19 protein-coding genes are annotated in these 15644 nt (G+C 34.2%); 10 read left to right on the forward strand and 9 right to left on the reverse strand.

The window, feature by feature from the left end:
* Positions 1–14 precede the first annotated feature (14 nt).
* Both AN964_RS16150 and AN964_RS16155 read right to left on the reverse strand, forming a co-directional pair.
* Positions 15–641, reverse strand: a complete 627-nt coding sequence (locus tag AN964_RS16150; RefSeq protein WP_055740676.1) for a YkoP family protein — start codon at positions 639–641, stop codon at positions 15–17.
* Positions 642–791: 150 nt separating this feature from the next.
* The gene (locus tag AN964_RS16155) at positions 792–998 is read right to left on the reverse strand and encodes a glycine zipper domain-containing protein (RefSeq protein ID WP_055740677.1); all 207 of its coding nucleotides are present in this window, start codon (positions 996–998) and stop codon (positions 792–794) included.
* 395 nt (positions 999–1393) lie between these two features.
* On the opposite strand from AN964_RS16155, the gene AN964_RS16160 reads away from it, so the two are divergent.
* Positions 1394–2218 (forward strand): alpha/beta fold hydrolase, encoded by an 825-nt coding sequence (locus AN964_RS16160; RefSeq protein ID WP_055740678.1) that lies wholly within the window; start codon positions 1394–1396, stop codon positions 2216–2218.
* Between the two features lie 119 nt (positions 2219–2337).
* Entirely contained in the window at positions 2338–2805 is a 468-nt protein-coding gene (locus tag AN964_RS16165) for a hypothetical protein (protein WP_055740679.1), read from the forward strand.
* 292 nt (positions 2806–3097) lie between these two features.
* On the opposite strand, the gene AN964_RS16170 is transcribed toward AN964_RS16165, so the two are convergent.
* Both AN964_RS16170 and AN964_RS16175 read right to left on the reverse strand, forming a co-directional pair.
* Positions 3098–3661, reverse strand: a complete 564-nt coding sequence (locus tag AN964_RS16170) for a hypothetical protein (protein WP_200915592.1) — start codon at positions 3659–3661, stop codon at positions 3098–3100.
* The gene (locus AN964_RS16175) at positions 3658–4176 is read right to left on the reverse strand and encodes a hypothetical protein (RefSeq protein ID WP_055740680.1); all 519 of its coding nucleotides are present in this window, start codon (positions 4174–4176) and stop codon (positions 3658–3660) included. Before AN964_RS16175 ends, AN964_RS16170 begins: the two co-directional genes overlap by 4 nt.
* A gap of 175 nt (positions 4177–4351) precedes the next feature.
* Between AN964_RS16175 and AN964_RS16180 the strand changes: the two genes are divergently transcribed.
* The 7 genes from AN964_RS16180 (at position 4352) to AN964_RS16210 (ending at position 9349) form a co-directional block, all read left to right on the forward strand.
* Entirely contained in the window at positions 4352–4573 is a 222-nt protein-coding gene (locus tag AN964_RS16180) for a spore germination protein (RefSeq protein ID WP_055740681.1), read from the forward strand.
* 118 nt (positions 4574–4691) lie between these two features.
* Positions 4692–4913, forward strand: coding sequence for a spore germination protein (locus AN964_RS16185; RefSeq protein WP_055740682.1), 222 nt, complete (start codon positions 4692–4694; stop codon positions 4911–4913).
* A 338-nt stretch (positions 4914–5251) separates the two neighbouring features.
* Positions 5252–6250, forward strand: a complete 999-nt coding sequence (locus tag AN964_RS16190; RefSeq protein WP_055740683.1) for a spore germination protein — start codon at positions 5252–5254, stop codon at positions 6248–6250.
* A 35-nt stretch (positions 6251–6285) separates the two neighbouring features.
* Positions 6286–6741 carry a spore germination protein gene (locus AN964_RS27670; protein ID WP_055740684.1) on the forward strand — a complete coding sequence of 152 codons (456 nt, stop codon included), beginning with the start codon at positions 6286–6288 and terminating at the stop codon, positions 6739–6741.
* Positions 6734–7996: a Ger(x)C family spore germination protein gene (locus tag AN964_RS16200; RefSeq protein WP_055740685.1), complete on the forward strand. Its 1263-nt coding sequence runs from the start codon at positions 6734–6736 to the stop codon at positions 7994–7996. The genes AN964_RS27670 and AN964_RS16200 overlap by 8 nt, the downstream gene beginning before the upstream one ends.
* Positions 7997–8003: 7 nt before the next feature.
* Positions 8004–8240, forward strand: coding sequence for a hypothetical protein (locus AN964_RS16205; RefSeq protein WP_055740686.1), 237 nt, complete (start codon positions 8004–8006; stop codon positions 8238–8240).
* Positions 8237–9349, forward strand: coding sequence for a GerAB/ArcD/ProY family transporter (locus tag AN964_RS16210; RefSeq protein ID WP_055740687.1), 1113 nt, complete (start codon positions 8237–8239; stop codon positions 9347–9349). Before AN964_RS16205 ends, AN964_RS16210 begins: the two co-directional genes overlap by 4 nt.
* 206 nt (positions 9350–9555) lie before the next feature.
* Here AN964_RS16210 and AN964_RS27520 read toward each other — a convergent pair whose 3' ends face one another.
* The 5 genes from AN964_RS27520 to AN964_RS16230 all read right to left on the reverse strand — a co-directional run bounded on the left by AN964_RS27520 (position 9556) and on the right by AN964_RS16230 (position 14580).
* Entirely contained in the window at positions 9556–9651 is a 96-nt protein-coding gene (locus tag AN964_RS27520; protein ID WP_152982396.1) for a hypothetical protein, read from the reverse strand.
* 75 nt (positions 9652–9726) lie between these two features.
* The gene (locus AN964_RS16215; RefSeq protein ID WP_055740688.1) at positions 9727–10788 is read right to left on the reverse strand and encodes a M42 family metallopeptidase; all 1062 of its coding nucleotides are present in this window, start codon (positions 10786–10788) and stop codon (positions 9727–9729) included.
* Between the two features lie 150 nt (positions 10789–10938).
* Complete coding sequence (gene pdxR / locus AN964_RS16220) at positions 10939–12360, reverse strand: MocR-like pyridoxine biosynthesis transcription factor PdxR (RefSeq protein WP_055740689.1); 1422 nt, start codon at positions 12358–12360, stop codon at positions 10939–10941.
* 287 nt (positions 12361–12647) lie between these two features.
* The gene (locus AN964_RS16225) at positions 12648–13193 is read right to left on the reverse strand and encodes a GNAT family N-acetyltransferase (protein ID WP_055740690.1); all 546 of its coding nucleotides are present in this window, start codon (positions 13191–13193) and stop codon (positions 12648–12650) included.
* Positions 13194–13215: 22 nt separating this feature from the next.
* Positions 13216–14580, reverse strand: coding sequence for a serine hydrolase domain-containing protein (locus AN964_RS16230; RefSeq protein WP_244885875.1), 1365 nt, complete (start codon positions 14578–14580; stop codon positions 13216–13218).
* 290 nt (positions 14581–14870) lie between these two features.
* On the opposite strand from AN964_RS16230, the gene AN964_RS16235 reads away from it, so the two are divergent.
* Positions 14871–15629: a TrmB family transcriptional regulator gene (locus tag AN964_RS16235; protein WP_055740692.1), complete on the forward strand. Its 759-nt coding sequence runs from the start codon at positions 14871–14873 to the stop codon at positions 15627–15629.
* The last annotated feature ends 15 nt before the right edge of the window (positions 15630–15644 follow it).

Below are 15644 nucleotides of genomic sequence, written 5' to 3' on the forward strand. Positions count from 1 at the left end.
ACTAGACAAACTATCTAAAGGTTTTCGATGGAATATCTTCGTATAAGTTCCTTTTTCGTCATGATCATCATCCTTGGAACAAATTGACCCATTTTGTTTTGTAATCTTTCATAACCCTGTGGATGAACAATACATAATAATAGGCGTAAATAAACTTTGGTAAAGAAAGAGAACGGCCCTTTTGGCACATTATTAACGGTAAACCCGAATTGATTGGTCCCTTGATAGATCATGGATATTCCATACAGTGCTTTAATCTTTTCAGAATCTGGATGTTTTAAGATGATAGGGAGTGTTTTCGGCAATAGCTTTTCCGCTGATCTGATCATTTGAATAGCCAATTGAAAAGATGAACGTGCATGGATTCCCATGTTAAATAGCATTTCATTATTAAAATGTATCTCCAATATTCGATCTCCTCTTTGAATTTTCTCTCCGTCTAACAATTGAATTGTTTTACCCCAATAAGTTCTAACCCTTACCATTAATAGTGGATTATTCCTATCAATCGGCTGAATACGAAATAGCCTATTAAACATTCTCTCCCAATTAATCCATAGAAAAACTAATACCTTCTTTTTTCGGTTTATGTTAAATCTGGCTATTTGTTTCTTTATGGGAATATCATGCTGATTAATCATCAATAAGTGCCACCTTTCAATTCTTAAAAAAGTTTCTGAGTTTATTTTATCCACATCTTATGTTTCAACACTGTATTTAACATAAATAGAGACTCCCTTTTTTAGGAGTCTCTTTTACGTTTATTTATATAAGAGGAAAAATTAGCAATTCTATTCTTCCTCACGGTCTGAAGGATTGTCAACATCATCGACATTTTCACCAGCCTTGTTCCCCATCGCACCACCAGCGATAGCTCCTGCAACTGTACCAAGCGGACCAAATACTGAACCAACTGCAGCACCTGCGACGGCTCCAGCACCAGTTCCTACTGCCTCACTAGTATCGATATCATCACGATTACGCTTGTTATCTGCCATTTCATCTCACCTCCTTGCTTTTCCAACAATCATATTTTGCCCAATTGGAAAAGCATTACCCGGGAAGATTAAATAAACAAGCTTATTGATAATTCCACACTATCTTTGACAACATTTAGATCCACGACCACATTGTGTATGGCATCTACAATAATTACACTTAAACCTTGCATTACAAATACAATATCGCGAACATTTACGTAGAGGGCTGCATTTACAGTTTGATTTACAATTACAACTCAATTAAATCCCCCCATTTTCATTTTGTTATTAAGGTTTGTTGAGAGAAATTATTCACCTGTACGAATGAAATAGTTATACATTTATTCATGTGTAAAAATTGTTTGTTACGGGAAAATTAACTTAAATTTACAACATGAATCGGAGGATTTATCATGGAGCAATCTGTTGTAACCGGACACCGCTTAGTGAATGGAGGAAATGTATATTATGAATTTTATCCGAATCAAAACGCAAAAACAGTAGTGTTATTGCATGGTTTTCTTTCCTCGACTTTTACCTTTCGTCATTTAATCCCTTTATTAGTCAGTGACTATCAAGTGTTATCAATAGACTTACCTCCATTTGGGAAAAGTGAAAAGTCAAGACGTTATGTATACTCTTATAAAAATTTAGCTCAAACTGTTATTCAAATGATCGATTATTTTAGCATTAAAGATCCCGTTTTGATTGGTCATTCAATGGGAGGACAAGTGGTTTTGAATATCCTTCACCTTATGCCTGGAATTGCAGAAAAAGCAGTGTTGCTTTCCAGTTCATCTTATCTAAAACGATTAAAATGGACCATTCGAATGTTCAGTTATGTCCCATTTTCCTCATTATTTGTAAAACTTTGGCTTGCGAGAATTGGCGTTGTTAAAAACCTTCAGGATACCCTTTATAATCATTCTTTAATCAATAATGAAATGATTGATGGCTATTTACAGCCATTCTTACAAAATAAAATTTTTTCCGCCATGACGAGAATGATTCGTGATTGGGAAGGGGATTTACCTTCAAAAGTATTAAATCAAATTAACGCAAATTGCCTTTTAATTTGGGGAGAGCACGACAGGTCACAACCTCTCCATGTTGGTGAGCGACTTAAAAATGACCTCATAAATTCAGAACTCGTCGTTCTCAAAGAAACCGGCCATGCCATTCCCGAGGAACGGCCGTATGAAATTTATGAATACATAAAGAGGTTTTTAAAGGACTGAGTCCTGGCGTAATCGTAGGTCTTTAACAATTTCCCTTAAATTCCCTCCTATCTTTTGTGTCAAAACAGACAATTATATAGTTGTGTGTTGATTATTTCTTTAAAGGAGGATTTTACATTATGTCTAAACAACACCAAAATCAAAAACAAAAGCATTCTGAAATCCTAGGTAAAAATATTACAGATACGGAGTTAGCTCAAGAGCTCGGCAGCATTCAGCAACAACTTTCACAATTAAGTCAAACTGTCACCCAAATGCAGTCTTCACAGCAACAACAAGGTGGGCAATCAAGCTCACAATCAAGTCAATCCGGGCAATCAAACCAAGCGGCTAATCAATTAATGCAACAAATACAGCAATTCAGTTCACAAGCACAACAACAAATGCAACAAACAGATCAACAAGTACAACAATATATCCAACAAGCTGCCCAAGGACTAAATCAAGCGCTTCAAGGCATTCAGGCAAATCAAGCAATGCAGCAAATGCAACAAGCCATACAACAAGCTCAGCAATTTTCTCAACAAGGCGGACAACAAGGACAGCAACAAAATCAACAAGCGCAACAAGGCGGACAAACTTCTTAATGAAAATATTCCAAGGAAGAAGATCTTTAAGGATCTCTTCCTTCTTATTTATTTGATGTTATATTGCTCCTAAGCCTTTTATGCTGATAGGTAGAGAGCAAAATCCACCTACAATAAATAGTGAGCCAATTATCTCTTTTTTAGAAAACAATGCAATATCAATTTCTCACATATACATATGGTATTAATACTAATTTTTCCGGAGCGAATATATAACAAACTAGGAGGTAGAATAATTGATATTTTTTTCTGGATAAGAAGGATGTAGGCGGTATTAAAAAAGAATGATAATCTAATCAGAATCCCTGCTTTTTTTATGAGTATTTACCGTTGAAGAATCGTCGTATTCTTTCCCAAAACTTTTCTGACCATAAGCCATGATTACATAATATAATGGAACCCAAAAACTAAAAACGCATAAATAAATTGCAAACGAATAATAAATATTGTACCCATTTGTATAATGGTAAACCCCAAATGCATCAGACAATCGCTCACTGCCAATACTAAACAATGACCAAAATAGGATATAAATTGGAGAGAATCTAGGATTAATGCGGAACCGGTCATAGAAATAAAAGAATAAATAACTATATGGTCCATAATTAAACTGGGAAATTAAATCAAATAATTCCAGATGTGATGTATCTCCAATATCATAATAACTTACTGGTACAACACTCAAAGTGTGATCAAAAAAAATACCCAAAAAAACTCCGCACATAAGAAAAACATTGGTAATTTTTTTAGGAAATCGCCGCGGCAGACAATACACTAACATAGCACCTATACAAAATGAGATTAGCACAAACCATTCGTTTTCATTAAAATGATTATCGTATATAATTTCCTTCAAACTTTTTCCATGCCCCCTCTATGTAATAGGACAAACCACCTGGCTATCCACGCTATGATGACAATAAAGAGTCCATAGTCGATGAACGCATATATGTAATTCCATTTTCTATATTCAACAATATCGAGCGATAAATATATCCAGTCGTTAATAGTTAAGAACAAACAAATCACTAAAGCTATCCCCCATCGATTAGGAGTTCTTAACCTTGAATTCAATATATCTGCAGCCATGATAAGGATGAGTGGTATTTCGATAAAACGGCCGATATTTAAAGCAAGTGCTTTTTCCGTTTCCCTACTTGCTGGAACCCATTGCAAATTGATATCTAAAATGGTAAAGATGGTGCAGCTAAGTATTGTACTTACGAAATATATAAAAACCATATCAACAAGAGTAAACCTCTTTGGAACAATAGCAAACACACTGATAACTAACCAGGTCACTGAGCAGATCACAGCAATAGACATTTCACCATCTCCCCTCGACCTATTATATTCGATAATAATGGTCATACTTTTCCCCAATTAGGGAAAAATATCCGTAATTTATATCTTGTTCCATTAATCCAGCAAAAGATTTTTAATTACACATGTAAAAATGCTTTTTCATTTCATTTATTTGCGCCCACCCATTTTGTTCTGTTTTGAATAGGATATTTTAAAAATAATTAATAAAGGATGGAATGGTATGCCAGCATTCTTAAGTAAAGCACAAATATTAAATATTGGCGGCACTGCCGATGTACATTTTGGGGATACCAAATGGCTTTCTCCGAAAGAAGCTACCAATAATACAAACGGCGTAAGTGGCGGAAATATTGCCAGCCTTAACATAAACAACAATTTATTAAGTTTAAATAAGACACTAAATTCAAGCATTGCCGATCAAGAAATAGAGGGTAATAAATAGTGAAAAATTTGTTGGGGGCTTCTAGTTATTCACCTCTTTCAAATATAAAGGATATTCGCCTATTCATATATCAAATGGTTTGAATAGCATATAAAAAAGTTATAAAGGACTGATATTATTGCCAGCTTTCTTAGGTGCTATACAAATTTTTAATATTGCAGGTACCGCCAATGTCCAATTTGGAGATCTAGCATGGCATTCTCCAAAAACAGCAACAAAAGAATCGATTGGCGGAAGTGGCGGAGATACTGCAGCATTTAACATTAGCAACCAATTAATTAGTGTTAATAATACACTGGATACTAGTGTAGTCGAACAGCCAACAGTTGGTAATGCTTAATTTTAAAATAGTTATCAATAGGAACTTGTTTTATAGACATGCAATAAATCGTTTGTTTGTAATAAAAAGGATAAAAACCCTTACGCAACGATGTGACCCCCCATTAGTTGAATTAATACTATCCAACTTTTAGGTCTCGGAGCAGCATAAGGGTTTTTATTTTTTCATACCTAACTTTTTTTCTTCTTTGTATGAGGACAAGAGCCTTAAATCCCTAAAAGCTGGAGAATATCTGGTTTGCTTATCATCATCCTAACTAGCAAATTCCTTATTTATTTAAAAAAACTTAGAATGTTTCCTTAAAAAAGGTGAAACCTATGTAAATGGAGGTGATGTAATTGAAAACTCTTGGCGAAAATATAAAAGTTTTAAAGCACATATATCAAAATAATGATGATATTGTCTTCCAACAGCTTAGTATTTTAAATGAACAGGCATATTTGATTTATATCTCGGATTTAGTAAACCAAGAATCCCTTGATGAGATAGAAAAAAATATCCATCATTATTTGGCTAACAACACAAATTATCATTCGCCCTCAAAGATAATTTCTACCCTTTTCCCATGGGTTAAAGTTGAAGATACAGATTTATTAGAGCAAGCTTCATATAAAATCTTGTCTGGATATTCCCTTCTTTTAATAGACGGAATAAAGAAATTTTACATATTCAATACCAAAAATAAAATAGGAAGAAATATTACAGAACCTACAACAGAACGTACTGCACGAGGACCCAAGGAAGGTTTTATTGAAGATATTGATCAAAACCTTAATCTAATACGTAAAAAAATAAAGTCACCTTCCCTAAAAGTAGAGAATCTTATTCTAGGTGAAAAAACAAAAACAAATCTCAGTATTGTTTATATGAACGGCATAGCTAATAAAGATATTGTAGATGAAGTTAAAAAAAGATTATCGAAAATTAAAATAGACGGGATTTTAGAAAGTCATTACATTCAATCTATGATAAAGGATTCACCTAAGTCTCCATTTCCGACTGTTTTAAGTACAGAACGACCTGACCGTGTATGCGGACAATTATTAGATGGGAAAGTTGCAATATTAATTGATGGAACACCTTTTGCTTTATTGGTGCCAGTAATGTTCGTGGAATTTTTCCATTCCAGTGATGATTATTATGATAGCTCACTTGTAGCTACGATTGTTAGATGGGTTCGTTTTTTAGGATTATTTGTTACGTTAATTCTTCCTGCTTTTTATGTTGCTTTAACCTCGTTTCATCAAGATTTATTACAGACTCCTTTTTTAATTCGAATTGCTGCTAGTCGAGAGGCATTGCCTTATCCAGTTATGATTGAAGCTATTTCCTGTTGATTACATTTGAATTGTTACGGGAGGCAGGTATACGGATGCCAAAAGTATTTGGAGGATCTGTGGTTACGATTCTAGGCCTAGTCTTTATTGGTCAAGCTGCTGTTCAAGCAGGAATAATTGGGTCAGTAATGTCAATCGTCATCTCAGTGACTGCTTTAACGTCCTTTATATTTCCATCTTACGATTTTCAACAGCTAATTCGGTATTGTGGAATTCCCATTTTATTTTTTGCAGGTTTATTCGGATTTATGGGAATAATTGTAGTCTTAATGTTTGGATTAACCCATTTAATCAGCTTACGCTCGTTTGGGGTTCCCTATTTTTCCCCTGTTTCTCCAGCACGTAAAGAAGGATGGAAAGACGTGTTTATTCGGGCACCTTGGTGGGCTATGGATACTCGGTCACCAGGACTAGATATTACGAATCAAGACCGTGCCGGCAGTGTCAATAAAGCAAATTCACCAAAAATTGGGGAGAAAGACCATGAATAAAACCAAAACCTCTATTAAAATCTTTTTATGTTTTTTGATTACATTTCTGCTCAGTGGTTGCTGGAGCTCTAAGGAAATCAACAATATAGCTATCATTAATGCTATAGGAGTGGATCAGAATGAAAAGAGTGAAATCGTTTTATCTGTTGCTGTAATTAAACCTAACAACCTATTTCCGCAAGAGTCAACAGTACGTGAAGATAAAGAGGATAGTTTCCTTGTTGAATCGGCTAGCGGTAAAACATTGTATGATGCCATGGAAAAGCTCTCGAGTACCATTGCAGATAAAATATATCTTGGTCATGTCAATGTCGTCGTATTTGGAGAAAAGGCCGCTCAAGGGGGAATGGAAGAGAGTTTGGATTTCTTTAAAAGGGAGAACGAGTTTCGGCCAAATATACTCTTTTTTGTAACAAAGGGTCTAGCTGAAAATGTGATTAAAGCAGCTCCAAACTTTAATCCAACACTTGGTACAGAAATGTATGATTTATTCAAGAACAACATCTTTTCAGGTACAAAAACAGTGGAAGATTTAAGTAAATTTACGGAAAGCATGACCAGTAATACGATAGATCCAATAACTGGTGTAATAAATATGACTTTAGATCAAGATACAGATACAGATACAGATACAAATAAAAATCAAAAAAAATCCCTTAAAAGCATAAAGTCCTCTCAACAAACAAAGGAGTCACAACATGACGTATTAAAATTACAAGATACAGCTGTTTTTAAAGGAAGTAAACTAATCGGTTACTTAAATGAAAGTGAGACAAAAGGATTAATGTGGATTCGCGGTAAGATGAAAAATTCTAGTGAGGAAATAGATTGCACTAATCACTCCGACAATGGTTCAATCAAATTGCAAATTCAAAATTCTGATTCATCTATGATTCCATCGAACGATAACAAAAAAATGACAGTCAAAATAAAAGCGGATGCTACTATAATGGAGATTTCATGTAAAAATAAAAAACTTAATCCGCACCAGATGAAAGATCTAAACCGTTATTTTCGTGAAAAAATAGAGGAAGAAGTAACCCAAACCCTATTATTAGCTCAAAAAAATTGGGAAACCGATATATTTGGATTTGGAAAAGCCATATACCGTAAACATCCATCCGAATGGGACAAGCTATCAGCATCCTGGAGAAATGGTGGGTTGAAAAATTTGAACGTCGTTCTTAACATTGATGCAAATATTTCCCGCTATGGACTTACAACGGAACCAAGTAAAGCAAATGAATCGAGGTAAGTAGGCGATGAAAATATTATTTAGCATAATATTAATACTTCTTATTTTTGTTACGACTGGACTTCAACTTTTCTACGTCTGGAAAAAAGGCGATCGAAAAACGATGTGGGTACAGATCGTCATAATGGCAATAGCCATGATCGGTGGAATAATGGCTATTTACAATGAAAACACCCCTTCCCTTGCTTATTTTCTTAATAGGTTGAGCCCTCTTGGGACAGGAAATGGAGGAATATTACAATGATTGAAAAAGGACGAATTTCAAATATACAAGCAGCTATGCTGGCCATTACCTCTTTAACAATCATCGGACATTTAATATTGCTTACCGTTGTCATCCAACAAAGTCGTCAAGATGGTTGGATGGCAACAATTATCGGCACCATACTTGGTTTAATAGGAATCCTATCCATTGTTAAATTATCACAATGTTTTCCGGGTTTGACACTTGTTGAAATTCTATTTCACCATTTTTCCTGGGTTGGTAAAATAATTGGAGTATTATATCTACTCTATTTTTTTCTGATGGTTACATTAGCAGTCAGATTGTATGGAGAGACTTATAAAATAATTATGCCAGATACTCCCCTTCCGGCCTTTATTATTGTTATCATCTTACTCACAGCGTATATTGTCTACTCCGGATTGGAAACACTCAGTCGACTCAACCAAATCATGTTGCCTGTATTAGTCATTTTTGCAATTGCGGTAGTATTCTTAACTATGGGTGAAAAAAAGGATTACACCAATTTACTTCCTATTTTCGGTAACGGTTACCTGCCAGTTGGAAAGGGTTCCTTATCCGTAATGGGCTGGTTTGGAGAATTTGTCGTTTTAGGTATGATTCTTCCTTATGTCCAACAGCCTAAAAAGTTAGTGAAGACAGGTATTTGGGCTGCGGTTGTAACTTGTATATTTTTTCTTGGTCCAGTTACCGGCCCTATAGCTTTGTTTGGTCCTGTAGAGGCAGCAAAAATGACCTTTCCAACTTTTTCAGAGGTAAAATACATAAGTTCCGGCGACGTTATAAACCGTTTTGATGTCATTGCAGTGCTTTTTTGGACGGTAGGCTTGATGATTCGCATTTCTGTCTTCTTTTACGGGCTTTGCTTGGGACTCGCCCAAAGTCTTAAGTTACCTTCCTATCAGCCACTAATTATTCCCTTAGCATGGTTAATTGGTGTAGGAACTATATTGTTTATTAAAAATTTCGCTGAACTTAATTCGTTTCTTTTTGAGTCCTATGTCCCTTTAAATATTCTTATGGGAGCGCTCATTCCTTTAATATTGTTGTTGCTTGCTTTGATTAAGTTGAAAGTAAGAAAAGGAAATCAAAGCGATATCAAATTATAAATCATTGTTAGTTAATCCAAACTTACCTTCTCCAAAATGGTTTGCTTTATTATTTTATTTGTTAAAGGTTTTAGTAATTAATGTAAAATTAGAATAATTGATTTCTAAATCGACACTATTAACTCTTTTGTAAAAATATAAAAAGAGCGTGGCTGATTGAATCACGCTCTTGAAAAATCAAATCAAATTTTGTATTTTCTTCTGAATTACGAGATAGTTATCCCCCATCTTTTTTTAAATACTCGTTCATATTTATTAAGACTACCAAACCCAACTTCAAAGCATATTCTTGTAATATCCAAATCCGTCTTTAGTAAGAAATATTTAGCATGTAATCCCTAATAAGTGTTTAGAAAATAATGTTTTTCCTATCAATTTTACTTCCTATCATTTTCCATCAAATTGGATTGTAAATAGTAAAAGAGTAAAGAAGATGTATGTTGAATGGACGATAAATGTGTTCTCTCATAAGCATGTGTGGCATCTACTCCTGGCCCAATTAAGCCATGAACAATATCATGTCCAGCATAGATAGCAGCGGAAGCATCTGATCCATAAAAAGGAAAAATATCAAGATTGTAAGCGATATTATTTTTTTCTGCGAGATGCTGTAAACTTTTCCTTAAACCCAAATGATATGGCCCACTAGAGTCTTTGGCACAAATTGAGACGGTATACTCATCAGATGCTTGGCCGTCACCTATAACACCAATATCAAGCGCAAGATATTCCACTGTTTCTGATGGGACACTTGCATTTCCTCCATATCTAATTTCTTCACTATTAGAAAAAAGAAAATGAGTGGTATATGGTAAAGAGATTTCTTCCTTATGAAGTTTCTTTAGTAATTGAAGCATTATTACTACGCATACTTTGTCATCAAGATGCCGGGACTTTATAAAACCTGATGGGGTAAGCTCCATTCTTGGCTCAAACGAAATAAAATCTCCCACTTTAATCCCTAATGACCGCACATCATCCGCATTTGTTACTTTTTCATCGATTCGAATCTCCATATTTGCTTGATTTCTTTCTGCTTTTGCAGAATCCTTGTAAACATGTAGTGAAGTTTGGTGCATTAAAATGGTTCCTGTGTAGACCCTACCTGAAGAAGTTTCTATTTTGCAGTTTTCCCCTTCGATGGAATTAAAAGTCAAACCACCGATTAAATCAATGGTTAACCTACCACTGGGTTTGATTTCCTTAACCATAGCACCTAATGTATCTACATGGGCTGTTACTAAGCGGTGATGATGTGTGTCCTTCCCTGGCAAAGTTACTATTAAAGCTCCTCTGTTATTCCGTTTTGTTTCAATGTCCAATGCATGTAAATATTCATCAATAAAAGATATAATTTCAAAAGTATTTCCTGCTGGGCTGGGTATTTCCACTAACTGTTTTAGTATTTGGTAAGTGTCTTCCATAGCGAAATCCTTCATTACATGCTCCACCTTTCTTAGTGTCTTAAATTTATGTAAATGGTAACAATATTTATTTTATTTAAAAAGGTACAATTAATATATGAATACAAAAAAATTGTACCTCTTTAGTTCCAAATACAAAAAAAGAAGGTGACACCCTTCCCTTATTTAATATTCTATTGACCAAACATTTTTCAGGAGAACAATAGCTCCTTCAAGTTCCTCCATTTGTAAGCCGCCATAGTGTAATAAAAATTGTGGATTTTCAGGTATATACCGATAACGGTATTTTTTCGTAGATATTATATAAATACCTGAACTTATGGCTAACCGAACCAACTCATCTTCTTCTTCTATCCCTTTTGTCAATAGCTCAAGAATCAAATGGGTTCCTGCTCCTGTGTCGATAACATTTACAGCAGGTCCAAAATGCTGTTCAATTAATTTATTTATTCTTTTATGTTTTTGTTGATAAATCATCTTCATTTTCTTAGTATGCTTATATAAATTCCCCTCTGACATAAAGGTATACAATTGCTTCTGCAGATGAATTGAAATTCCAGGCATTGAATAGGTGGCCACTGTCAAATTATATTTTATTAATAAATGAGGTGGTAGTACCATGTAACTACATAAGATTTCAGGACAGAGAATTCGAAAGAATCCTCCGAAATAAATCACTTTTTCATTTTGATCGAAACTTTGAAGAGCTGGTATGGGTGAATGTTCATAGATAAAAGTACAATCATAATCATCTTCAATCACATAAACTTGATTTTGTTCTGCCCACTTCATTAACGCTTGTCTTTTTGATAGGGACATTATGCTTCCTAATGGAACCTGTTGAGACGGACTGGTGTAGAGAAATGCATTTGACTGATGCTTCTTTAAATCTTCAATGCATAGACCGTCAGCTTCTATTCTAATTGGTTTGATTTCAAAGCCTTGATGAATAAAAAAATTACGGACTACATCATATCCAGGATCTTCAAAATAAACTACAGTATCTCCATGTGGCATAGGGTTTGTTAATGTTAAAAGAATTTGTAATAATTGGGTAGAGCTTGTTCCGATCACAATTTGATCAGGAGTGCAATGTAGTCCCCTTGTCGAATAAAGATATTTGACTATTTCTTTTCTTAAATAGATTTCTCCTTTCGGGTCCATCACATGAGTGTCATCCGAACCACTTAGTAAGGAATTTGTTTTTGCAATTTGATTCCAAGTTGTATAGGGGAATTCATTATAATCAACAGCTTTGTGATAAAGATCATAACGTATGGGTGGATTATTCAAAGATGGAATGGATCCTTGAGAAAATTTCTTATGCTCATGAACTTTATTTACAAAGAATCCACTTCCTTTTACTGATCGAATAAAATCTTCTTGTATTAATAGTTGATAAGCAAGATCGACCGTATTACGACTGAGACAAAGATAATCAGCCAAATTTCTAATAGATGGTAAACGTGTGTCTTCTAAAAGCTTTTCTGTTTCTATTTCATTTTTAATGAATAAAAACAATTGTAAATATAGTGGATGATCACCATATTTTTGAAGATTCGGAGTGAGTAAAGATAGTTTATTCATCAAAATCCTCCAGTTATCAACAAACTAGATTTGCTATACTGTGTATTTCTATAAATGACTTTTTAATTCCTTTTAAAAAGGAAATTTATTCAAGTTTGTTCCAATGGATTCAGTATATACAATTTTCAAGTGACGTCTAAGTTATATAAAATGCCAGAGTTTTATTACTCTGGCTTTCGCTCTTTAATGCTGATTATCTGCTAAAGGTATAACAGATGACTTATGATTTTATGATAAAGTAACATTTGATTTTTTTTACAATCCCTTTTTTTCAGAAGGGGTCTTTGTCACTTGTTAGTATTAAGATATTCGTCTTTCAAGAGTCCATAATATGTAAGATCAATATATTCTCCTAATCTCTTAACATGTTGACGCAATATCCCCTCGTGTTTTAAACCGCATTTCTCCATAATCCTCCATGATCCGGGGTTATTGGTGAAAGAAGTGGCAAATATCTTGTTTAAATCCAATTTTTCAAACCCGTACTCTATAATCGCTTTTGTTGCCTCAGTACCATAGCCCTTTCCCCAATACGGTTTCCCAATCCAATATGCAAGTTCTCCACGATGATAATTTTTTTGTATATTTATATTAATTATCCCAATGAAAGAGGAATCTTCTTTTCTTTCAATGGAAAATATAACAACTTTTCCTTCGCTTTCTGCGATCTTCATAGAAGCAATAAATTCTTGGGCAACTCCTTTTGGATATGGGTGTGGAATAGTTAATGTTGTTTTCGCTACATCATAGTCCCCTGCCAATTCCTCGATATTCTCCGCATCCCCATATGACAAATCCCTTAAAATTAATCTTTCTGTTTTTATCATTTTCATATATGTCCCCTCCGTTATACTATTACTTCAAATCAATACTATTTCCCTTTATAAGGTTATATTTATTTCCATAATAATCAGTATACTCTACGTATTCTATCTCACCAGTTACGGAAGTATGAAAAATAAGCATTTCATTGATCATTTCAGTCATAAAGATCGTTTTGGTTAATTCAGAAAATACAGGTAAAAGTTTAAATTTATATAATACACCGTACATTTTGGACATCGTTAAATAAAGTTTTCCATCTTTAATAGAAATATCGAACAGGAGATTTCGATCATCTTCTATAAAATATTTCCCTTCCAACCCTTTCTTATTAGTAAAGTTGATCGGTACAGCTGGAACCGGAAGCGATGCCTCTTCTTCAAACATAAGCTTTGCCATTTCATTTGTTAAATGGGATACCGGAGTAACGTTCATATTACTTAAGAAAATAATCGTAATTTCATCATCTACAAATCTAAAAAAATCACTGCAATATCCGCTAATGTCTCCATAATGATGGAAACATTTTCTGCCCATTTTTTCAGAAACCACCCAGCCGCAAGCATATGATTGAAGATTCGGCGTTAACATTTTCTCCATCAATTCCTTGTTAAGGATCTGAGATGATTTTAACGCCTGGTCCCAAAGGAGTAAGTCCTCTGTAGTGGAGTATAGACCGTATGCACCTAGAGGGGAAGTTAAATCGGCATAAGCTGCATGTACTGGTTTTTCCCAGAAGGTGTATCCAGAGGCTAGGTCTGGAACAATCTTTTTTCCATCATCACACCCTGTTTGATACATACCAAGAGGTCGGCATATTTTTTCTAGTATGTAATCCCCATAACTCATACCCGAAACCTTTTCAATAATTGCCGTCAATAATGCGTACCCAGAATTGGAGTATTCAAATCTGCTTCCCGGTACAAAGTTTAATTCAAGATTTTTAAACGAGTCAATCACTTGCTGTAATGTCATGGGTAATCGCATAGTTGTGAACCAAAAATCTGGAAAGCTAGTGTAATTGGGAATTCCTGACGTATTGGTTAAACAGTGAAAGATAGTTATTTGATTATGGTGCGGAAAATCAGGAAAGTACTTATCAAGATAATCGTTAATACTTAATTTCCCTTTCTCATGCAATTGAAAGATTCCAAGTGCTGTAAATGCTTTTGTAAGAGAGCCAATACGGAATTTTGTTGTAGGTTTATTAGGTACCTTATGCTCCCAGTTTGCCATACCAAACCCTTTGTTTAAAAGAATATTTCCATGTGATGCTACTAAAATGGAACCATGCAAATAGCCATTTCTTTCATATGAGTCCACCCATTTTGCTAATCGTTCTTCAATAAACATATTAATTTGCCCCCTTGCTATATCTTTTATGGATACTTTCCTCATCATCACCCATTCTTTTATCCATTTTAGGGAACGTTCCCAATCGTTTATAATCTTAATTTACCCTTTATAAATTATTTCGGAAAGCTAATTGCAAAATAATTTTTGTCTAGTAGTTTCCTTGAAACGATTACTCTCACATGGAAATAATATGTAATTCATATTATGATTAACCCTTTGCCCTGACTTTCAAATCATTTGTTTAATGGAATTAGCTTATTTTTTGTTTTATTATGGTTAGTAGATACAATAAATGCAAAAGTCTTATTATATACAATTATTTAGGAGGAAATATGCTACAAAAATTCGGTTTTTCGCAATACGAAAGTCAAGTATTCGAAGTTCTTGCCTCTAGTGAGGATCCTATGGATGCTACTAATATTGTTAAATATTCTGGGGTTCCAAAAGCAAAAATATATGAAGTAATCTCACGACTAATTGAAAAAGGAATGGTGCTGGATTCTATATCCGAAAAGAAAAAACTATATACTGCACTTCCATTACCGCTTGTTATCAACAAACTCACATCCGAATTTCAAGATAATGTGAAACAATTAGAAAATAATACATACAAAAGAACTTTTTACGATGAACATGTTTGGAGCTTAAAAATGGAATCATCGATTCGTGCTCAAAGTAACCAACTTGTTCAAGAAGCAAAAAAATCTATTCTCATTTCAGGTTGGAAAGATGACATAATTGAATATTTGCCTATCTTACAAGATAAAGAAGAAAATGGTGTCGAAGTGGAAGTACTTGTAGTAGGTAATTTGGAAACAAATTTATCCCATATACACACTCTAATTCCTGCTGTTGAACATCAAACGCTAGAAAGATTTCGCCTAATTATTATTGATGATAAAGAAGTCATCTTTGCAGGGATGGAAAATCAATCGTGGCAAGCACTAAAAACAATGTCTAAACCATTTATCAAAGTCTTTACTGAATTCTTCTATCATGATGTTGCACTGGCAAAAATCAATGAAAAACATTTTGACCTATTGATGAATGATGAGGAAATAAGAAATATTCTAATGAAACTACGGTACTAAAATAATAATTAAAAA

This window comes from Heyndrickxia shackletonii (assembly GCF_001420715.1).
GTDB lineage: Bacteria > Bacillota > Bacilli > Bacillales > Bacillaceae_C > Margalitia > Margalitia shackletonii.